Source organism: Campylobacter concisus, from assembly GCF_002912895.1.
Lineage (GTDB): Bacteria > Campylobacterota > Campylobacteria > Campylobacterales > Campylobacteraceae > Campylobacter_A > Campylobacter_A concisus_G.
In genome coordinates this window covers 1-20,823 of sequence record NZ_POZX01000027.1, presented here as the reverse complement: position 1 = coordinate 20,823, position 20,823 = coordinate 1, and the positions used below count along the sequence as shown (strand labels likewise).

Sequence of the window (20,823 nt, the reverse complement as noted above, 5' to 3'; positions counted from 1 at the left end):
GAAAAGAATTAATTAAAAAGTATTCTAATTTTACAAATGGTAGTTTTAGCTTAGCAATGTTATTTTTAATTTCTGGAAAAGAGTTGTTGTCTAAAGATGGTATGCTTGGATATATTACGCAAAATAATTTTTTTACATCCCTTGCTTCAAAAAAAATTAGAGAGTTTTTGCAAAACAATAAATGTATTCATACAATTATTGATTTTTTACATACAAAAATTTTTAAGAATGTATCTGCATATACCTGTTTAATATTTTTAGAGAATAGCCAAAAATTAGAAGAATTTAATTTTATGTGGGCTTTGGACCCGATAAATGATTTAGAAAAAAACAATTTTTCAAAAATTAATATAAAAGCATTAAATAGCGAAAAGTGGAGAATGGCTCCTAAAAAACATTTAGACAATATAAACAAAATAGAAACAATAGGTTATAGATTAGGTGAGATAGCTGACATTAAGGTAGGTTTTGCGACATTAAAGGATTCTATTTTTTTGGTTGATGATAATAATCCATTAAACTTAGAAGAAGGAGTATTAAAATCGGCAATTAAAATTTCTGAATTAGATAATGAAGAATCCATTTTGAACAAAACAAGAAAAATTATATTTCCTTATCAAAAAGTAAAACATAGGTATATTGCATATAATGAAGATGATTTAAAAGAGTTGTTTCCGCTAGCTTACAAATACTTGTTAAAAAATAAGGAATTGCTCAAAAGAAGATCTGAGACAAAAAAAGGTTTAAAGAATTTTTATGAATGGGGTAGAACACAAGGAATGGAAGCCCCTGGTTATAAATTATTAACAAAAACATTTTCCAGTAAACCTAATTTTATGTTGGACAAAACAGATTCTTTGTTTTGTAATGGTTATTCTGTAAAGCCAAAAGTAAAAAAAACAAATGACCAAGAAATTAATATAATAATTTTGCAAAAGATATTAAATTCATCCATAATGGACTATTATTCAAAACTTACCTCTTTTCAGTTGGATGGAAACTATCAATGTTTCCAAAAAAATTTCATAGAGTTGTTTTGTATTCCAAAATTGGATAAAAAAGATAAAGATTTTATATTAAACAAGTCAGGATCGGAATTAAATCAGTATTTGGCTAATTTATATAAAATAGACTTTAAAGATTTAGAAGAAATTATAAATAGATAATTTTTATTTTTTATAATTATTTAATTGTTGAAATATTAAATCTATTATGATAAATCTTTAACAATTTATTAAAAAAATCACCCCAACTTAAATTTTCATATTTAAGAGTTGAGTTTTTTGGAAGTAATCCATCTGTCTCCAATTCATTGGTGGTATTGTAAAATTTTGGTGGTGTCTGACTAAAATCTACAATTAATAAACAAATTGATTCATATTTATAATAGTCTTTTTTAGTACTTTTTCTATTCGTGATTGCTTGAAAAGATTTTATATATTTTTTAGCAAGTTCTTGATTCTTTTTTTTAAATTTTACTAACTTATTACTAAATGCTTTGGTGTCATATTCTGGTACAGCCAAAAGGTAAACTTCTCCTAAAACCATATCCGGACATCTTGCATGTAAATTTAGTGCCTCAGCATAAGTTCTTTCAAAAAGTGTATCAAAATTTTTTTGAATACTTGAAATCTGACTTCTTACATTAATTACTAATGTTTTTCTAGTAAATTCAATTCCGTACTCATCTTTTATGCCATCCAAAGGTTTTTCTGTGAGTTTTTCTTGGCATTTTTTAACATTGTTTGGTTTAATGCAAATATCTTGGTCTTTTTGTTTAAGCTTTCCAGCAAGTTTTAATTCAGGCGAATTTGAACCAATTGATGGACATATTAAATCTTTATTAATGCCTTTTGATATTAATTCATGTTTAACAGCTTCATGAATTTTAAAAATTGGCTCTGATGACCTTATTGTTGCCGTTATGCCATTACTTCCATCTTTTCTTATTGAATCTTCTATTAGTTTTTTAAAATTTGATATAGCATCTTGTATATCCATGTTATTATTCTCCTATCAAATTTTTAATATCGATATTTAGCCCTTCAGAAATTTTAAATAATGTCAGATAACTAGGATTTCTTTTGCTTCTTTCTACTAGACTTATATATGTCCTATCTAGACCACATTTATATGCTAGTGTTTCTTGGGATAAATTTAGTTCCATTCTTCTGAATTTTATTTTTTTTGCTAGATTGTTGAGTAATTGTATTTCTTTATCATTCATAAGAATTATATTATTCAATATATAAAGTTTTTATCAACAGACAATAGTCTGCAATTATTTGGTAAAATAAAACTAAAATATACTCTGTAACTGTTAAATATACAGCATTTTAGTACTTATGGTCTTGTTTGTATAAAATAAAATATGATTATGTATATTATACAAAATTAAAAATAGCATGATCTTAATATAAGAATATATATTTGGAATAATAGTTTTAAAAAGTATTTTTCTATTGTATTTTTTAAATTATCTTTGGTTGCCTTAGAACTTTATGCTTTTAATGTCCTTTCACAACCCATCAAATTCTCTCTTTAGCTCCTCTCTTAGCTCTTCAGCTCTATCTTCACCGTTTTTTAAATTTATCTTTACAAAGCCATCAAGCTCGTCCAAGATCGCAAAGAGTTCGCTCTCCCAGCTTAAATTTTCTTGCTTTGATAAAGTTTCTAATTTTTCTCTTATTTGCTCTAAGGTATCTAATGCTTTATCTTTTTCAGACTCACTATTTAACGCATCTTCAAATAAAATATCTTGCCTTAAGGCGTTTATTTTTTTAAATATTACGTTGCAAAATTTTGGATATTTCTCAGCATTGCTTAAATTTTCTAAAACCTCTTGCGCAGCCTTTTGATAAGCTGGCACCGCTCCCTCTTCGTCGAGCTTTCTGGTTAGTTTTTGTATCTGAAAATATAAAATGAGCGCTGCAAAAAACGCAAGCAGCAAATAAATCGTCACATTATTCATTTTTACTCCTTTTTCTAAATTTATCTATGCTAATTATCGCAAGTGCCAGCCAGATCATACAAAACGAGATGACCTTGTAGCCGTCTAAATTTTCGCCGTAAATGAAGACCGCACAAAGGATCGCGATGGTGGGCGAGATGTATTGCAAATAGCCAATCGTTGTTAAATTTATCCTTGTTGCCGCTGCGTTAAAAGCGACAAGCGGCACGATGGTTACGATGCTTGAAGCGATCATTAAAAGTGAGTCTTCATTTAGTCCAAAATGACTTTTGTCTAAAAATGCTATGTTAAGGACATAAGCAAGTGCAAATGGGAACATAAAAAATGTTTCTATAAAAAGCCCGTTAAATGCGCTAATCTTTGCCATCTTTCTAACTGCTGCGTAAAATCCAAATGAAAGCGGCAAGATGATGGAAACTAATGGCAATCCGCCTTGAGCATAAATTTGTACGCTAATGGCTAAAACGACTATGCAAATGGCTAAAATTCCGCTTTTATTTAGCCTTTCTTTAAAGATGATAACACCAAGAAGCATGCTTATTAGTGGATTTATAAAATAGCCCAGGCTTGTGTCTAAAATTTTGCCATTGCTAACAGCATATACATAAACGCCCCAGTTTGTAGTGATAAATATACCACTCAAAAATAAGGTTTTTAGCGAACGAATATCTTTAAGTAAAGTAAAAATTTCGCCCATTTTGCCACTAAAATAAAGCACTCCAGCCATTAAGAAAAATGACCAAATGACCCTATGAGCTAAAATTTCATAAGCATCGACATCTTTGCTAAAGAGGTTGAAATAAACCGCCAAAACCCCCCACATAAAAAAGGCGCTAAGCGCGAGAATAACGCCTTTTTGGCTCTCATTTAGTCTTGGTATTTTTGTCGCCTTTTATAGAATTTATACTATCTATCATCAAAAGTGTGACCGAGATGGCTAGGCAGATCATTAAAAAGTATGAGCTTTTCTCCAGTCTCTCGCCGATAGCAAATGAGACAAAAAGCATCATTATAGGCTCAAAATATGTAAGCAAACCTAGTACATTTATCGGCACGAGCGTGCTTGAGAGGATCTGGGCGATGAGGGCTATGCCGCTGATAGCACCAAGCAAGATGAGCAGATAGTAGATGTTTGGATTTTGGCTCATCACGTAGTTCATATCGGCTGTGAGCGCAAAATAAAATGAGAATAAAAACATAAAAATTATCTCTATAACAAAGCTTGAGAAATTTGCAAGGTTGTAGTACTTTCTAATGGCAAAATAGACTGGATAAAGGCAAAAAACTACAGCGCTCTCCCACGAGATGCCGCCGCTTAGTATAGCTGTGCTAAAGACGCCAAGGGCTGCAAAAAATATCGAGGCTAGCTTTGTTTTAGAGAGGTGCTCTTTAAAAAATATCCGTCCAAAAAGGACCATGACTATTGGCATGATGAGGTAGCCGATAGAGACTTTTAGCGCTGATCCGTTGCTTGGAGCCCAGAGATAGAGCCACATCTGAAATGAGACAATGAGCGAGGTAGCTAGTAAAACTAGTAAAATTTTAGGTTTTAGCTTTATTTTTAGAAGTAAAAATTTGAAATTTCGCTGCTGTTTTAACAAAAAAATGGCTGCGATGACAAAAGGCATGGCAAAGATCATGCGGTATCCAACAAGAGCTTGCGTGCTGATGGGGTTCATAAGCACTGACATGTAGTAGATGCAGTTAAATAAAACTGATGCCAAAAGCGAATAAAAAATGCCTTTTATCATGAAAAAAATCTTCTCTTTTTTTGGGTAAATTTAAAGTAGCGATTGTAGGCAAAATATCTTTAATAACCCATTAATGGCTTTTATTTTTTAAGTTTGCCGTGATATAATCAGCGTCTAATTTAAGGCAAAAAAGATAGGAAAATAAATGACTTGGAACCGCGATAGCTGGAGAGAATTTAATATCTTGCAACAACCAAATTACCCAGATTTAAAAGAGCTTAAAGAGGTCGAAGAAAAATTAAAATCACTTCCTCCTTTGGTCTTTGCTGGCGAGGCTAGAAGTTTAAAAGAAGAACTTGCAAAAGTTTGCAATGGCGAGACATTTTTGCTTCAAGGTGGCGACTGCGCTGAGAGCTTTACAAATTTTAATGCAAACAACATCAGAGATATGTTTAAGGTTTTACTTCAAATGGCGATAGTTTTAACCTTTGCTGGCGGCTGCCCAGTGGTAAAAGTGGGCCGCGTGGCAGGGCAGTTTGCAAAGCCTAGAAGTAGCGATTTTGAAGAGGTAAATGGCGTTAAGCTTCCAAGCTATAGAGGCGACATTATAAATGGCTTTGAATTTGACGAAAAGGCAAGAGTACCTGATCCAAAACGCATGATAGAGGCGTATTATCAAAGTGCATCTACGATGAACCTTTTAAGGGCTTTTTCAAGAGGTGGTTTGGCCGACCTTCATCAAGTCCATAAGTGGAATTTAGGCTTTGTCAAAAAGCCAGAGATCGGCAAGAAATACGCAAAACTAGCTGATGAATTAACAAAGACGCTTTCATTTATGGCAGCTTGTGGCATCACTTCAGCAAATACGCCAGTCATAAATCAAACCGCGGTTTATACATCTCACGAGGCACTTTTGCTACCTTACGAGGAGGCATTGACTAGGGTTGATAGTCTTAGCGGTGAGTGGTATGACTGCTCGGCTCATATGCTTTGGATAGGTGAAAGAACGCGTGGTATAAATGATGCTCACGTACATTTTTTAAGTGGTGTGAAAAATCCTATCGGTGTAAAGATCGGACCAAGTGCAAAGGCTGAGGACATCGTCGCTCTTGTAAATAAGCTAAATCCAGAAAATGAAGCTGGCAGACTAAATGTGATAATCAGAATGGGCGCTGATAAGATAGGCGAAAATTTACCAAAAATTTTAAGAGAGCTAAAGCGAGAAGGGCTAAATATCGTTTATAGTATCGATCCGATGCATGGCAACACTGTAAAAACCTCAAATAACTATAAAACCAGAGAATTTGACAAGATAACAAGCGAAGTTAGAAGCTTTTTTGAAATTCACAAAGCTGAGGGCACAAGGGCTGGCGGCGTACATCTTGAGATGACAGGTCAAGACGTGACAGAGTGCACTGGTGGGGCATTAAATATCACTGAAAGTTCGCTTGAGCAAAGATATGAAACACAATGTGATCCAAGGTTAAATGCTGATCAGGCACTTGAGCTTGCATTTTTGATGGCTGATCTAGTTAAAAAAGCTTAGAATTTATAAAATTTGGAGAAAAAGATGGTAAATGTTTATGATCTAATTGTTGTTGGTGGCGGACCCTGTGGAATTGCTAGCGTAGTTGAGGCAAAAAGAAATGGTTTAAACAACGTTTTGCTTCTTGAAAAAGGCGATAATCACAGCCAAACGATAAGAAAATTTTATAAAGATAATAAACGCGTAGATAAAGAGTATAAAGGGCAAGATAGTACGATACATGGCGTAGTTTCATTTGAGGATGGCACGAAAGAGAGCACGCTTGATTATTTTGATAAGCTGCTTGATACTGAAAAGATTGAAGCTTTTTTTAATTCTGAAGTAGAGAGCGTGAAAAAAGATGGAGAAAATTTTAAAGTAACTACCTCAAAAGCCGTCTATGAAGCTAAAAATGTGATGATATCAATTGGCAAAATGGGACGACCAAATAAGCCTGATTATAAAATTCCGCCTTCACTAAACGCGGTTGTAAATTTTAACCTTGATAGCTGTACAAACGGCGAAAAAGTGCTTGTTGTAGGTGGCGGAAACTCAGCAGTTGAGTATGCGATCGAGCTTTGCCAATACAATAAAACCACAATCGCTTATAGAAAAGATAATTTTAGCCGCGTAAATGAGACAAATTTAAGCGCACTTTGGGAGCTAGAAAAGCACGGCAAGATAAAAGTTAGGCTAAATCACGATATAAAAGAGATAGATAACGAATCAGGCAAAGTTAGAGTGCATTATGAAAATGGCAAAATTCGCGTTTATGACAGAGTTGTCTATGCAATAGGTGGCTCAAGTCCGGTTGATTTTTTACAAAAATGTCAGATAAAAATCGATGAAAAAGGCACTCCAATAGTTGATAGCAACTACCAAAGTAGCGTACCAGGACTTTATGTGGGCGGTGACATCGTGCTAAAAAATGGCGGCTCAATAGTCGTTGCTCTAAATCACGCTCATCACGTCATAAAAGACATTTTAAAGGGCAAGGTATAAGCTTGATAAATAAAATTTTACTAGCTATTTTTTGTTTGATAGCTGGCTTTTGCCTATCGTTTTTTAAATCTCCAAAAGAAGATGAGACGCCAAAAGATACTAATCAAACGATTTATTCTATAAATTTTGATAATTTGCCAGAAGAAGAGAAACAAAAATACATCAGTAAAGACGATCTTTACGAATATGGCGGATATATAACTCCAAAAAGCTATATCCAAAATTTTACTGAAACGAGCGATCAAAATTTATCAAATGATATAAATGAACTTCAAGAACAAGTTCGTGAGCTAAGTAAAAAAAATAAAATTTTAGCTACTGATAATGTCGATATCAGCGAGAAAAATTTAGACTTTATAAGCAAAATTTCAGAGATGAAAAAAAATATCGAAAATGAAAAAAATGAGATAGTTGAGAAAAACCAAAAGACGCTTGGCGAGCTTGAAGCACAACACTTTGAAAATATACAAACTCTCACAAAACGGCTAAATGAAGCTCAAGCTGATATGATAGAGAGCTCAAAAGCCTATGAAAAAAAGATAATAGACCTTGAAAATGCGATAAATGAGGCAAAAAATGGCGATGAAAGTAAGGTAAAAGATATCGAAGCAAATTTTGCTAAATTTAAAGAGGCAGCTGAGGAAAATTACACAGCTTTAAAAGAGCAAAATATAGAGCTAAATACGACACTGGCTCAAAAAGACGCACTAATAAAAGAGTATGAAAATACTCAAAATGAAAAAGATAAAAACGAAAAAAAAGAAATTCTGCTTTTAAAAGAGGAGATCGAGCGAGCAAAAAGTGACGCTAAGACACAAAAATTTAGCTACGAAAAAGAGATAAATGCACTAACTGATGGCTTTGAAACGCAAAAGAGTGTTATGGAGGATGAGCTTTCAAAAAAGGCAAATAAGATAATTGATCTTGAGGAGGCACTTGAATCAAATCAAACTGCCTTAAAAGATAGAATTTATGAACTTGATGAGATAAAGAAAAATTTAAACTCAAAAGATTTGGCAGTTGAAAACTATAATGGTAAAAATTTAGAGCTAAATGCCTCTCTTGCGGCACTTCATAAAAGTTTTAATGATTTAAAAGAAAAAAATCTTAAAAGCGAGCAGGAAAATAAACTCGCAAATGAAAATATAAATTCGCTTAAAAAAGAGCTTGAACGGGTAAATTTGATAAATAAAAAGCTAGAGAAGCAAAATTTAGATGCAAATACAAGTTTAAGTGAGCTAAATAAAAAGCTAAATTTAAGTGAAGAAAGTCTTAAAAATGCAAGAGATGAGCTAAAGACGCTTGATACAAAGACGAATAAAATTTTAAAAACTTTGTTTGAGCAAAATCAAACTATCTCTTTGCAGACCCAAAAGCTTGGTTTAAATGACAGCGAGTTGAAAAATTTAAGTGCAAAGATAAATTTAAAAGATGAAAAGATAAAAGAGCTAGAAAATAATCTCACGCAAACAAGCCAAATGCTAGCAGCAAAGCAAAGTGAGCTAGAAGCTCAAAAAAGAACGCTAAAGATCGATATGCAAAACTATGAAATTTTGCGTCAGCAAATAAATATTTTGCAAAAGAAGATAGCTGATACGTCGGCTCTTTTTGCTGATAGCAATAAAAGTGGTGGTAAAAATTTACTAAGCTTACAAAATGAGCTTGAAAGTGCAAAACATAAGTTAGACGAGAGCAATAAGACGATTGAAAGGTTAAATTCTAAAATAAACGAACTTAGCTCATCTAGCGCAAAAGGAAGTCCAGTAAATGCCAAAATCATCGAACTTCAAAAAGATATCGAGCAAAATTTAAATAGGCAAGATGAGCTTGAAAATGAAAATGTGAATTTAAAAAATATCTTACAGGCGACAACTAAACCAGAGACGCCAACAAAGCTAGTTTTGATCTCTAGCCTTGAGTGTGATGACATGGACGCAAAAGATAAGATTAGCGTGATGTGTAAGAATAGAGTGAGCGAATTTTTGCAAAGATTTAACTCAAACTACCTTTATGAGATAATTCCGATCGTAGATAAGAAAAATTTTGTCATCCCATCAAATGTGGCTCAAAGCATCAAAAAAGATGATCTTGGCAGGCTAAACAACTATGTAAATTATGGCGTTGGTAAAGAGCGCGCAAAGGCAGCAGCCGAGCTTATAAAAGAGGAATTTGGCGATTTTGCAAGGATCAGCTTTAGCTCAGAAGTGATCGTGAAAGATGTCACGCGCGGCTTTATTATCAAGGTTTATAGATGATCTTGGCTCAGCTAAAAAGTGGCTATCGCTACAACAGCGATACGCTGGTACTTTATGATTTTATAAGCTCAAGTTTGAAAAATTTTTCAGGCAGGATTTTAGACGTTGGCGCAGGATGTGGGATACTTGGGCTTTTGCTTAAACGCGACTTTAAAAATTCTAGCCTAAGCTTGCTTGATATCTTGCAGATAAATGGTGAAATTTCTAAATTTAATGCCAGCCAAAATAACCTGAAAGCAGAAATTATAAATACTGACTTTGCAAAATTTAAAGATAGCGAGAAATTTGACCTCATCGTATCAAATCCTCCATTTTATCACGAGGGTACGAAACAAAGCGAAGATGAGCATATAAAGGCTAGTAGATACACAAGCTCTTTGGATTTAAAAGACTTTATAAAAGCTATAAGTGTAAATTTAAAGCCTCACAAAAGGGCATTTTTTTGCTATGCACCTGATGATCTTGGTCAGATTGTAGCGTGCCTAAAAGAGTTTAAGCTAAATTTAGTAAGCCTAAAATTTATTCATACAAAGGCTGATAAACCAGCAAATTTGGCCTTATTTGAGGTAAGAAATAATTCAAACTCAAAGCTAAAAATTTTTCCGCCTTTAGTGATGAGTAAAAATGGCTCACATACAAAAGAGGCGATTGAAATTTTTAAAAAAGCTGATACAAATAGCGTCGATTATCAGGAGCTAGCGTGAGGGTGCAAGGCTTTAATTATGAGTTTGATGCGAGCTTTTGCGAGAGCTGTGGCGGTAAGTGTTGCACGGGAGAGAGTGGCTACATCTGGATAAATGAAGAAGAAATTTCAAAATTTTGCACCGCACTTCATATGAGCAAAGATGAGTTTGAAAAGCAGTTTTTAATAAGAGTTGGGCTAAGGTGTAGCATAAAAGAGAAGCCCTATGAAGATGGCTTTGCTTGTGTATTTTTTGATGAAAAAAATAAAAACTGCTCAGTTTATGAGCTAAGGCCACAGCAATGTAGGACTTTTCCGTTTTGGAATTATTTTAAAAAAAATTTAAAGGAGCTAAAAGCAGAATGCATTGGCGTAAAATTTTAGTATTTTTTATGAGCGTATTTTTTAACTCTCAGCTACTTTTGGCTGACGATAATAAAAGTATAAATTTACGCCTAATGCAGGCTTTATTGTTTCAAGATAGTGGAGATGTGAATGCTAGCATTCAAGCTTACTCAAACATTTTTAAAGATACGAATCAAAAAGCTTATTTAAAAGAGGCGATCAAGCTCGCCTTTGCTACAAAAAATGAAAATTTAGACGCTTTGATAAATGAAGGCGAAAAAAGCTTAAAAGACGATAGCGATTTTATCCGTATAAAGGTGGCAAATTTAGTAAATCTTTCAAAGCTAAATGAGGCTAAAAGTTTAATGCAAGAGCTTGCTACAAAAGAGCCAAATGCCCAAAATTTACTCATGCTTGGCACAATTTGTATGATGCAAAATGAAACAACGACTGCACTAAAATACTTTGAAGAGGCATACTCACTAAAGCAAGAAGAAGAAAATTTGCTCCGCATCGTTGATATTTTGATAAATCGCATGGATAAGATAAAAGACGCTACAAAATATCTTGAGAAATTTAGAGATGAACAAGGTTGCACGCTAAAGACTTGCGAGCTTTTGGCTGAAATTTACTCCCAGCAAAGAAATTTCCCAAAAGTGATCGAACTTTTTGAAGAGCTCTATGAGCTAAGTCACGACACTTCGTATATTGATAAGATCGTGCAGTTTTTTATCTATGATAAAAATTACAAAGCAGCAATTGAAATTTTAAAAAAATATAGCTACAACGATATGGCGCTTATGGATCTTTATGCGGCAACTAGTAATTTTGGTGACGCATACATACTTGCTGTTAAAATTTATAACGATAGCAGGGATTTAAATTTTTTAGCAAAAGCCGCGATTTACGAATACGAGATGAATAAAGATACCTTGAACGAACAAAAAATGGCTGAAATTTTAGATAAATTTGAAGCTAGTGTGCCAAAGCTAGAAAATGATATGTTTTTTAACTATTATGGCTACTTGCTGATAGATCATGATATTGACCCTAGAAAGGGTATAGAGCTTGTGCAAAGGGCACTTACCATCTCGCCTGAGTCGCCTTATTATGAGGATTCGCTAGCGTGGGGATATTTTAAGCTTGGTGAGTGCAAAAAGGCAAAGGGCATTATGCAGCACGCGATGAAAGATATTGATTTTAGGACTTCAAAAGAAGCAAAAGAGCATTTGCACCTAATAGAGCGCTGTATAATAAATCTAAATAAAAGGCTTAAAAAATGATACTTGATGAGATAATAAAAAAGACTAAAGATGATCTTGAAAAAAGAAAAGCAGACTTCCCTGAGGAGTGGCTTGGTCGCTCTCTAGCGTACAATCCATACGTACCAAGAGATGTTTTAAATGCACTTAGAGCAAGTCAAAATGAGCCTATAAGAATCATAGCCGAGATCAAAAAAGCAAGCCCAAGTAAGGGTGTAATAAGAGAAGACTTTGAACCTATAAAAATCGCTCAGGAATACGAGCCATACGCAAATGCCTTTAGTATATTAACTGAACCACATTGGTTTAAAGGCAACATCGAGTACATCACGCAGGTTCGTCGCTACGCATCAAGGCCGATCCTTAGAAAAGATTTTATCGTTGACAAGTATCAAATTCTTGAAGCTCTTGTTTATGGGGCAGACTTTATCTTGCTTATCGCAAAAGCATTAACTCAAAACGAGCTAAAAGAGCTTTTATACTACGCTCATCATTTAGGTCTTGAAGTTTTGGTTGAAACTCACGATGCGAGTGATGTGAAAAAAGCTATCTTTGCAGGAGCAAATATAATAGGTATAAATCACCGAAATTTAGATGATTTTACGATGGATATGAGCCTTTGTGAGAAGCTTATACCACTTTTGCCAAATGGCAAGATAATAGTCGCTGAAAGCGGTCTTTACGAGCATGAACAGCTTAGAGAGCTAAGTAAAATAGGCGTAGATGCTTTCTTGATAGGAGAGCATTTTATGAGACAAGATGATATAAAAAATGCCGTCAAAAAGATAAAGGAGGGCGAGTAATGCAGCACCTTTGTGCCCCTTGGAGAAGCGAATACTTTAGTGCTAAAAAAGATAGCTGTGTTTTTTGTGATGTTATAAACTCAGACGATGATGATAAAAATGGCGTACTTTTTCGAGCTAAACATTGTTTTGGGATTATGAATTTATATCCGTATTCTCCAGGGCATTTTATGATAATACCAAATCAACACACCGATAAGATCGAAGAGCTTGACGATGAGACTTGGTTTGAGATGAGTAAATTTGTAAGGCTTGGAGTTGAAATTTTAAAAAAAGAGCTTTATGCTAATGGCGTAAATATAGGTATGAATTTAGGCAAGGCCGCAGGAGCTGGCATAGCTGAGCACGTGCATTATCACCTTGTGCCAAGGTGGAGCGGAGATACAAATTTTATAACCACTATCTCTGATGTGAGAGTAAATGGCACGCCATTTTATCCGCTTTTTGAGAAACTAAAAAAGGCATTTAGTGCCGTTATTTGAGCTTGATGTAGAGCAGTGGCTAGAGAAAAGAAGCTCTTTTGAAATTTTAATAGACACAAGATCACCACATGAATTTTTATATTCACACATAAAAGATGCCATAAATTTATATGCGCTTGACGACGCAGAACACAAAGAGGTAGGCACGCTTTATAAAAGCGATAGATCCCTAGCAAAGAGCCTTGGTGCAAAATACATTTGTAAAAATTTACAAAATATTATTGACGAAGTCTATAAAAGATGCAGGGTTGGTTCGGCTATTGGTATCTACTGTTCCAGAGGCGGACTTAGGTCAGGATCAGTGGCTTTTGTGTTAAGCATGATAGGATATAGAGTTTTTAGGCTTAGTGGTGGCTATAAAGCTTATAGAAATCACGTTTTAGAATTTCTAAATCGACCTTTGAGCATAAAATTTATCACTCTTTTTGGAAATACTGGTTGCTACAAAAGTAAGCTTATAAGAGCTCTAACTCCAGCGATAGATCTTGAAGCTATGGCAAATCATTTAGGCTCGGTATTTGGAGCGATAAACGGCGCGCAGCCAAGCCAAAAAAGCTTTGAAGATGCGTTATTTGAAAAGCTCATTATGCTAGAAGATAAAATTTGCTTTATTGAGGGTGAGAGCATAAGGATCGGCTCGTTAAGTTTGCCAAAAAGTCTTTATGAGGCGATGCGTAGTGGCATAAATGTTGAAGTAAGTGCAAGTTTAGAAAAAAGAATTTCTTGTATAGTAGATGACTATAAAAGTGTGGATAAAGCTTTTTTTGAAGAGTGTATGAAGAAAATTTCACCATTTATCGATAAAAAAGCTAGAGATGAAGCTGTGGCTAAATTTAATGAAAATAACATTGCCAAAGTAGCTGAAATTTTACTCACAAAATACTACGATAAAGTCTATAAGAAAAATGAAAATATTAATGTTTTCATAAATTCTGATAACTTTGACGAAGCCGTTAAGAAGCTAAATGATATAAAAAATGAAGCAAAATTTTAGGCTTATTTTAATTAAAAAATTAAGCCTAAAATTTATACAAATGAGCTTTAGCTCTTAAAATTTTATAATCTTTGCTCACTTAAATTTATCAATTTTACTAAAAATAATATGTTTAATTTTATGTAAAATATTTTGTATTATTTTTCTAAAATAGTTAAAAATTTTTCAAGAAAATCAAAGCAATACCTAAATTTCGCTAGAAAGTTAAAATGGATTTAAAATGCTTTGGGATATAATCTGCGATAAATTTATCAAAAGGCTAAAGTGATGATAAAACAGATTTCTGGTTCACAGATGATAAGCGAGGCCTTGCACGAAGAGGGCGTTGAGATAGTTTTTGGCTATCCTGGCGGTGCAGCTTTAAATATCTACGACGAAACATATAAGCAGACTTATTTTAAACACGTTTTGGTTCGCCACGAGCAAGCAGCCGTTCACGCGGCTGATGGATACGCTAGAGTTAGCGGTAAAGTCGGCGTTGCTTTTGTGACAAGTGGCCCTGGCTTTACAAATGCTGTCACTGGCCTTGCAACAGCTTATAGCGATAGTATTCCAATCGTGCTTATAAGCGGTCAGGTGCCAACTTTTATGATCGGTACAGATGCTTTTCAAGAGATCGATGCAGTCGGTATTTCACGCCCCTGTGTTAAGCATAACTTTTTAGTTAATAGCGTTGAAGAGCTACCTCGTATTATAAAAGAGGCCTTTTATATCGCAAGATCAGGCCGCCCGGGACCAGTTCATATCGACATTCCAAAAAATATCACATCAAAGCTTGGTGATTTTGTATATCCAAAAGAAATTTCTATCCCAAGTTACAAGCCGACCTATAAAGGCAACTCAAAACAGATAAAAAAGGCAGCAGTTGCGATAAATGAAGCTAAAAGACCACTTCTATACATCGGTGGTGGTGCGATCGCATCTGGAGCTAGCAATATCATCCGTAAATTTATGCAAAAAACAGGTATTCCTGCAGTCGAGACACTGATGGCTCTTGGCGTACTTGACGCAAAAGATGAACTAAATTTAGGCATGGCAGGCATGCATGGTAGCTATGCTTCAAATATGGCTTTAAGCGAGTGCGACCTTCTCATCTCGCTTGGAGCTAGATTTTGTGACAGGATCACTGGTAGGACGGATGAGTTTGCCAAACATGCAAAGATAATTCACATCGACATCGATCCAAGTTCTATTTCAAAGATCATAAACGCCCATTTTCCAATCGTTGGCGATCTTACAAACGTGCTAACCGAGCTTTATGAAGAAGTCAATGCAAAGCCTGAAAACTACGCCCCTTGGAGAGAAATTTTAGATAGATATTCTAAACTAAATCCACTTGGCTACACAGATAGCGACAAGGTCTTAAAACCGCAATGGGTTATCGAAGAGACCGCAAAGATAGCAGGAGCTGATGCGATAATCTCAACAGATGTCGGACAGCACCAAATGTGGGTGGCGCAGTTTTATCCGTTTAACCGAGCAAGACAGCTTGTCACAAGTGGTGGACTTGGCACAATGGGATTTGGCCTCCCTGCAGCGATCGGCGCAAAATGTGCAAAACCAGACAATCTTGTTATAAATTTTACAGGCGATGGCTCAATACTTATGAATATCCAAGAGTTAATGACGGCTCATGAGATAAATATGCCAGTTATAAATATCATTTTAAATAACAACTTCTTAGGTATGGTTCGTCAGTGGCAGACATTTTTTTATGAAAAACGCTACTCATCAACTGATCTTAGCTTGCAGCCTGATTTTGTAAAGATCGCTGAAGGATTTGGCGGAGTTGGCTTTGTTTGCAAGAGTAAGGATGAGTTTAGAAAGGCTTTAAAAGAAGCGATCGATAGCAAAAAATCAGCGATGATCGACGTTAGGATCGACCGCTTTGAGGATGTGCTTCCTATGGTTCCAGCTGGAGCCGCGATTTATAATATGATATTAAAGAGCAAGGAAGAAAAATGAGTATCAGAAGAACGATTTCGGTTATAGTTTTAAATGAACACGGCGTTTTGGCTAGAATTTCTGGGCTTTTTGCGGGCAGGGGCTACAATATCGATACGCTCACCGTTGCTCCAATACCTGAGAGTAACTTCTCAAGGCTAAGTATCGTAACAAGCGGTGACGAGAGAGTTTTAGAGCAGATCGTAAAACAGCTTCACAAGCTCATACCAACGTATAAAGTCATAGAAAGCGGCGAATTCGTCGAAAAAGAGATGGCGCTAGTGAAAATTCCGCTTGGTGAAAATTTTGCCGGTCTTGAGGCGATACTAAAGTCGTACAATGGTATCGTTACAAATACAAACGAAAACTACATCGTTGTCATGGTGGCTGACGATGCGAGTAGGATCGAGAGCTTTTTAAAATCAATAAAGAAATTTAACCCAGTTGACGTCGTTCGTGGCGGATCTGTGATAATGGATATATGATGAAACTAAGTGAAATAGCCTCAAAAGTAAATGCTACTTTTAGCGGAGAAGATATAGAAATTTTTGCCTTAAATTCTTTAAAAAATGCAAATAAAGCTGAGCTAACATATTGCGACGGCGAGAAGAATGCAAAATTTATAAGCACATCAAACGCTGGAGCCATATTGGTGACAAAATCGCTTTTAGACTTGGTGCCAGCTGGTATGGTCGCACTTGTGTGTGATAACCCGCACCTTGCATTTGCCTTGCTTAGTAAAGATTATGCTAAGCCACTTTTTTGTGAGCCAAAGCCATCAAATATTGCCAAGAGTGCAAAGATAATGCCAAATGTCTACATAGGCTCAAATGTGAGCGTAGGCGAAAATACGGTAGTAATGGCTGGAGCGTTTTTGGGTGATAATGTGACTATTGGCAAAAACTGCATAATCCATCCAAATGTTGTCATTTACAACGACTGTGTGGTTGGAAATGAGTGTCACCTGCTGGCAAACTGTGTGATTGGAAGTGATGGCTTTGGCTATGCACACACAAAAACTGGCGAGCATGTGAAAATTTATCACAATGGTAATGTTGTTTTGGGCGATTATGTCGAGATCGGTGCTTGCACGACGATAGATCGTGGTGTTTTTGAAAGTACCGTGATCGCAAACTACACAAAGATAGACAACCTCGTTCAAATAGGGCACAATTGCGAGCTTGGAAACGGCTGCCTTATCGTCTCACAAACTGGCCTTGCTGGCTCAACGATACTAGGCAGAAACGTCGTCATGGGTGGGCAAAGCGGCTCGACTGGACATGTGAGTGTGGGTGACTTCGCGCAGATCGCAGCACGTGGTGGTGTTAGTAAAAATTTGCTAGGTGGTAAAAAATACGCCGGAGCTTATCCGATAATGGAGCTTTCGGAGCAGTTTAAATTTCAAGCAAAAATTTTGAGATTTTTTAAGAAAAATTAATTGAAAGCTTTTGTGGGATTTACCTACAAAAGCTCTTTTTTGAGTATACAGATAAGTCATTAAAGCTTTCTTTGCAATCAAACAGATTTTCTTTAAAGTATTCTTTCTTTTATTGCCCTAGCCGTTTCTATAGCTATTTCCAACTCTTCGTTTGTTGGGATAATGAGTGTTTTTATTTTGGCATCTTTATCATCTATGCACCTTTCGCCTCTCTCGCTTGAAAAATTTAGATCGTGATTTATGTGAATGCCAAGATGTTTTAGATCATCACAAATTTTTTGTCTTGTATTTGGCGCATTTTCGCCGATACCGCCGGTAAATATAAGCGCATCTACGCGCCCTAAAATGGCGTAGTATGAGCCGATATATTTTTTTACTCGGTAGCAAAACATATCAAACGCAAGCCTTGCACGCTCGTCATTTTCCATTTTAGCTACGACGTCTCTCATGTCGCTTGAGCCACAAATTCCAAAAAGTCCGCTTTTTTTGTTTAAAAAGTTATCGATCTCGTTCCATTTTAAAACACCGATATTTAGCAAGTAGATGACCACCGCTGGGTCCATATCGCCACTTCTTGTGCCCATTATGAGCCCTTCAAGTGGACTAAGCCCCATTGAGGTGTCGATACTTTTGCCGTTTTGCACAGCACAAGCTGAGGCGCCGTTGCCTAAGTGAAGTGAGATGGCGTTAAATTTGTCAAACTCTATGCCAAGCATTTTGGCTGCTTGCTTGCAAACATATCTATGTGAAGTGCCGTGAAAGCCGTATTTTCTTATATGATGAGTCTTGCAAACGTCGTAGGGTAGGGCGTAGCGGTATGCGTACTCTGGCATGCTTTGGTGAAAAACCGTATCAAAAACGACCACATGAGGCACGTTTTTACTCTCTTTCATCGCATTTTTGATGCCAGCAAGGTGCCCTGGGTTGTGAAGAGGGGCAAGTGGGCTTATCTCCTCGATCTTTTTGATGACGCTTTCATCAACGATCATTGAGCTAAAAAAGCTCTCTCCGCCGTGCACTATCCTGTGTCCGATGCCGTCAAGCTCACTTAGATCGTGCAGAGTGTGTGAGGTAACAAAGAGCTCGTTCATCGCCTCAAGTCCGTCGTGGTGATCTTTTATAAAGCGTTTTATCTCATAAACTTCGCCATTTGCTTTTAGTGCCGCTCTTGAGCTGTTGCTACCGATCTGCTCGACTAGACCGCTTGCTAGACTGGTTTTGGTACCCATTGCAAAAAGTTGAAATTTTATTGAGCTACTACCTGAGTTTAAAACCAAAATTCTCATATTATTCTCCTGCTTGTATGGCGCTGATTAAGATAGTATTTACCACGTCTTCAACGAGGCAACCGCGACTTAGGTCATTAACTGGCTTTTTTAATCCTTGAAGTATTGGACCCACAGCTAGAGCGTTTGCGCTTCGCTGAACTGCTTTATAACAGATATTTCCGCAGTTTAAATTTGGAAAGATAAAGACATTTGCATGCCCAGCAACCTCTGAGTTTGGCATCTTTTTACTAGCCACGCTTAGATCAATGGCTGCGTCAAACTGAATAGGTGCTGCGATTTTTAAATTCACATCAAGCTCGCTCGCCTTTTTAGTAGCCTCTTTTATAAATTCTACATCAGGCCCACTTCCACTATCAGCCGTAGAGTAGCTTAGCATGGCGATCTTTGGGTTAAGACCAAAGGCGCTTGCTGTTTGAGCACTACTTAGCGTGATACTAGCTAGCTCATCTGTGCTTGGATTTGGCGTGACGGCGCAGTCGGCAAAAAGCAAAATTTCTTCTTCAAGCGCCATAAAAAATGCCCCACTTACCACACTTACATTTGGCTTTGTTTTTATTATCTGCAAGGCTGGGCGGATCGTATCAGCTGTGCTCATCGTAGCGCCGCTTACCAAGGCATCGGCCAAGCCTTCGTGAATTAGCATAGTAGCAAAGTAAATTTTATCTTTTGCAAGTGCGTTTGCCTTGGCTTCATCCACGCCTTTGTGCTTTCTAAGCTCATAAATTTTCTTTGCAAATTCCTTTGTTAGCTCGTTCTGTGCTGGGTCGATCACTTTGGCTTTGCTTAAATTTAGCCCCAAAGCGGCCGCTTTTTTTGAAATTTCATCTTTAAGTCCTAGCAAGATGATATTTGCCGCCCCTTTTTCTAATACGATGTGAGCTGCTTTTAAAATTCTCTCATCGTCGCTCTCTGGTAAAACGACGGTTTTGTTTGACATTTTAGCTCTTTTTAGAAGCAAGCTTTGAAATTTAAATGGTGTGATGATATCTGCTTTGTAGCTCAAAATTTCATCAAAATTATCGGTGATTAGAAGCTTTGAGTTTGGATTTAGTGCTTTTAGCTCGCTTGCATTTTCATCAAAGACTGGCGTGTTTAAATTTCTAGCTAGCTTTAAATTTAGCTCGCTTTTGCCAAAGACACTAAAGCTCTCACAGCCAAGGACTATGACAAAGTCGCTTTTGGCTTTTAGCTCTTCAAATTTATCAATAAATTTTAGAAAAAATTCTTTTTCATTTGAATTTATTAAGTTATTTTTATCGTTTTCATCTGGGATTATCTTAAAAATCTCAACTTTTTTGAATTTTGTAGCTATAATTTCTTGCAGATGTGCTAAATTTTTGTCTGTAAAAACGTAACAACTTTTCATTTGCGACCTTTTTAGGAACTTAAGTTGCTTAATTTTAGCACAAAGATACTTATTTTAAGGCATTTTTTATGAACCATAAAACGATTTGGCTCGTCTTATCTGCGGGCATTATTTGCACTGGCTGCACACCAAGTGCTGATCCTCATATCAATATGAAACCTCCAGTTTATGTCGAGCAACTCCCTTCAAAAGATAGTGGTACCGGACAAAGTAACGCCGGCAGCCTCTTTGGCAAGGGCGAGAATCCGCTATTTTCAGACAGAAAAGCGATGAATGTAAATGATATCGTGACTATCGTTATCTCAGAAAATGCAAGCCAAACTTCAACTGGTAGCAAAAGTACAAATAAAGATAGTACCATTTCGCTTGGTGGCGGTGTATTTACGGCTGGAGCCGCTCCACTTTCAAATATAGCTGATAATCTAAACAAATACGGCGACATCGGCTTTAAAGCAGGTGGTGGCAATAAATTTACAGGAAGTGGCACGAGCAATAGAAGCGAGAAATTTACCGCAACCATTTCAGCTAGGATCATAAAAATACTAAATAACGGCAACTATTTCATAGAAGGTAGCCGCGAGCTACTTATAAACGGCGAAAAGCAGATCATGCAAGTAAGTGGCGTCATCAGACCTTACGACATCTCGCAAAACAATGAAATCGACTCAAAATATATAGCTGACGCTAAAATTTTATATAAAACAGAGGGTGAGCTAGACAAATCTACCAAAAAACCTTGGGGCACAAGGCTTATGGAAGCTATCTGGCCATTTT

At 36.2% G+C, this 20,823-nt stretch carries 21 protein-coding genes; 14 read left to right on the top strand and 7 right to left on the bottom strand.

The features are described from left to right. A partial coding sequence (locus CYP51_RS03275; RefSeq protein WP_180997729.1) for an Eco57I restriction-modification methylase domain-containing protein occupies positions 1 to 1,166 on the top strand: 1,166 nt, incomplete at its 5' end. Positions 1,167 to 1,182: 16 nt separating this feature from the next. Here the strand turns inward: CYP51_RS03275 and CYP51_RS03270 are convergent. The 5 genes from CYP51_RS03270 to rarD (CYP51_RS03250) all read right to left on the bottom strand — a co-directional run bounded on the left by CYP51_RS03270 (position 1,183) and on the right by rarD (CYP51_RS03250) (position 4,722). Beyond that, positions 1,183 to 2,001: a restriction endonuclease gene (locus tag CYP51_RS03270; RefSeq protein WP_103624366.1), complete on the bottom strand. Its 819-nt coding sequence runs from the start codon at positions 1,999 to 2,001 to the stop codon at positions 1,183 to 1,185. A gap of 4 nt (positions 2,002 to 2,005) precedes the next feature. Next, positions 2,006 to 2,227 (bottom strand): helix-turn-helix domain-containing protein, encoded by a 222-nt coding sequence (locus CYP51_RS10215; protein WP_103624365.1) that lies wholly within the window; start codon positions 2,225 to 2,227, stop codon positions 2,006 to 2,008. Positions 2,228 to 2,518: 291 nt separating this feature from the next. Then, on the bottom strand, positions 2,519 to 2,971 hold the full coding sequence (locus CYP51_RS03260; RefSeq protein ID WP_103624364.1) for an aryl-sulfate sulfotransferase: 453 nt from the start codon (positions 2,969 to 2,971) through the stop codon (positions 2,519 to 2,521). Beyond that, the gene (gene rarD, locus CYP51_RS03255) at positions 2,964 to 3,818 is read right to left on the bottom strand and encodes an EamA family transporter RarD (RefSeq protein ID WP_258032778.1); all 855 of its coding nucleotides are present in this window, start codon (positions 3,816 to 3,818) and stop codon (positions 2,964 to 2,966) included. Before rarD (CYP51_RS03255) ends, CYP51_RS03260 begins: the two co-directional genes overlap by 8 nt. A 16-nt stretch (positions 3,819 to 3,834) precedes the next feature. After that, positions 3,835 to 4,722, bottom strand: a complete 888-nt coding sequence (rarD, locus tag CYP51_RS03250) for an EamA family transporter RarD (protein WP_021091407.1) — start codon at positions 4,720 to 4,722, stop codon at positions 3,835 to 3,837. A 145-nt stretch (positions 4,723 to 4,867) separates the two neighbouring features. Here rarD (CYP51_RS03250) and CYP51_RS03245 point away from each other — a divergent pair, with 145 nt between their 5' ends. From CYP51_RS03245 to lpxD, 12 genes are all read left to right on the top strand, one after another. Continuing rightward, positions 4,868 to 6,208: a class II 3-deoxy-7-phosphoheptulonate synthase gene (locus CYP51_RS03245; protein ID WP_103624362.1), complete on the top strand. Its 1,341-nt coding sequence runs from the start codon at positions 4,868 to 4,870 to the stop codon at positions 6,206 to 6,208. A gap of 24 nt (positions 6,209 to 6,232) precedes the next feature. After that, positions 6,233 to 7,189: an NAD(P)/FAD-dependent oxidoreductase gene (locus tag CYP51_RS03240; protein WP_103624361.1), complete on the top strand. Its 957-nt coding sequence runs from the start codon at positions 6,233 to 6,235 to the stop codon at positions 7,187 to 7,189. Positions 7,190 to 7,191: 2 nt separating this feature from the next. Beyond that, entirely contained in the window at positions 7,192 to 9,444 is a 2,253-nt protein-coding gene (locus tag CYP51_RS03235; RefSeq protein ID WP_103624360.1) for a vesicular transport factor Uso1p, read from the top strand. Beyond that, positions 9,441 to 10,148 carry a tRNA1(Val) (adenine(37)-N6)-methyltransferase gene (locus CYP51_RS03230; RefSeq protein ID WP_103624359.1) on the top strand — a complete coding sequence of 236 codons (708 nt, stop codon included), beginning with the start codon at positions 9,441 to 9,443 and terminating at the stop codon, positions 10,146 to 10,148. The genes CYP51_RS03235 and CYP51_RS03230 overlap by 4 nt, the downstream gene beginning before the upstream one ends. Then, positions 10,145 to 10,510, top strand: a complete 366-nt coding sequence (locus CYP51_RS03225) for a YkgJ family cysteine cluster protein (RefSeq protein ID WP_103624358.1) — start codon at positions 10,145 to 10,147, stop codon at positions 10,508 to 10,510. The genes CYP51_RS03230 and CYP51_RS03225 overlap by 4 nt, the downstream gene beginning before the upstream one ends. A gap of 8 nt (positions 10,511 to 10,518) precedes the next feature. Then, the gene (locus tag CYP51_RS03220; RefSeq protein WP_219809028.1) at positions 10,519 to 11,754 is read left to right on the top strand and encodes a tetratricopeptide repeat protein; all 1,236 of its coding nucleotides are present in this window, start codon (positions 10,519 to 10,521) and stop codon (positions 11,752 to 11,754) included. Then, positions 11,751 to 12,536: an indole-3-glycerol phosphate synthase TrpC gene (gene trpC, locus CYP51_RS03215; protein WP_103624356.1), complete on the top strand. Its 786-nt coding sequence runs from the start codon at positions 11,751 to 11,753 to the stop codon at positions 12,534 to 12,536. Before CYP51_RS03220 ends, trpC begins: the two co-directional genes overlap by 4 nt. After that, positions 12,536 to 13,018, top strand: a complete 483-nt coding sequence (locus tag CYP51_RS03210; protein ID WP_103624355.1) for an HIT family protein — start codon at positions 12,536 to 12,538, stop codon at positions 13,016 to 13,018. Before trpC ends, CYP51_RS03210 begins: the two co-directional genes overlap by 1 nt. Then, positions 13,005 to 14,012 (top strand): tRNA 2-selenouridine(34) synthase MnmH, encoded by a 1,008-nt coding sequence (gene mnmH, locus CYP51_RS03205; RefSeq protein ID WP_103624354.1) that lies wholly within the window; start codon positions 13,005 to 13,007, stop codon positions 14,010 to 14,012. Before CYP51_RS03210 ends, mnmH begins: the two co-directional genes overlap by 14 nt. 270 nt (positions 14,013 to 14,282) lie before the next feature. Beyond that, positions 14,283 to 15,977, top strand: coding sequence for an acetolactate synthase large subunit (locus CYP51_RS03200; protein WP_180997730.1), 1,695 nt, complete (start codon positions 14,283 to 14,285; stop codon positions 15,975 to 15,977). 2 nt (positions 15,978 to 15,979) lie between these two features. Further along, complete coding sequence (ilvN, locus tag CYP51_RS03195; RefSeq protein ID WP_223154204.1) at positions 15,980 to 16,441, top strand: acetolactate synthase small subunit; 462 nt, start codon at positions 15,980 to 15,982, stop codon at positions 16,439 to 16,441. Next, complete coding sequence (gene lpxD, locus CYP51_RS03190) at positions 16,441 to 17,394, top strand: UDP-3-O-(3-hydroxymyristoyl)glucosamine N-acyltransferase (RefSeq protein ID WP_103624352.1); 954 nt, start codon at positions 16,441 to 16,443, stop codon at positions 17,392 to 17,394. Before ilvN ends, lpxD begins: the two co-directional genes overlap by 1 nt. A 92-nt stretch (positions 17,395 to 17,486) precedes the next feature. On the opposite strand, the gene CYP51_RS03185 is transcribed toward lpxD, so the two are convergent. Together CYP51_RS03185 and pta are read right to left on the bottom strand one after the other, a co-directional pair. Then, positions 17,487 to 18,680 (bottom strand): acetate kinase, encoded by a 1,194-nt coding sequence (locus tag CYP51_RS03185; RefSeq protein WP_103624351.1) that lies wholly within the window; start codon positions 18,678 to 18,680, stop codon positions 17,487 to 17,489. Between the two features lies 1 nt (position 18,681). After that, positions 18,682 to 20,049 carry a phosphate acetyltransferase gene (gene pta / locus CYP51_RS03180; protein ID WP_103624350.1) on the bottom strand — a complete coding sequence of 456 codons (1,368 nt, stop codon included), beginning with the start codon at positions 20,047 to 20,049 and terminating at the stop codon, positions 18,682 to 18,684. A 68-nt stretch (positions 20,050 to 20,117) separates the two neighbouring features. On the opposite strand from pta, the gene flgH reads away from it, so the two are divergent. Further along, on the top strand, positions 20,118 to 20,823 hold a 706-nt coding region (flgH, locus tag CYP51_RS03175), incomplete at its 3' end, for a flagellar basal body L-ring protein FlgH (protein ID WP_072594280.1).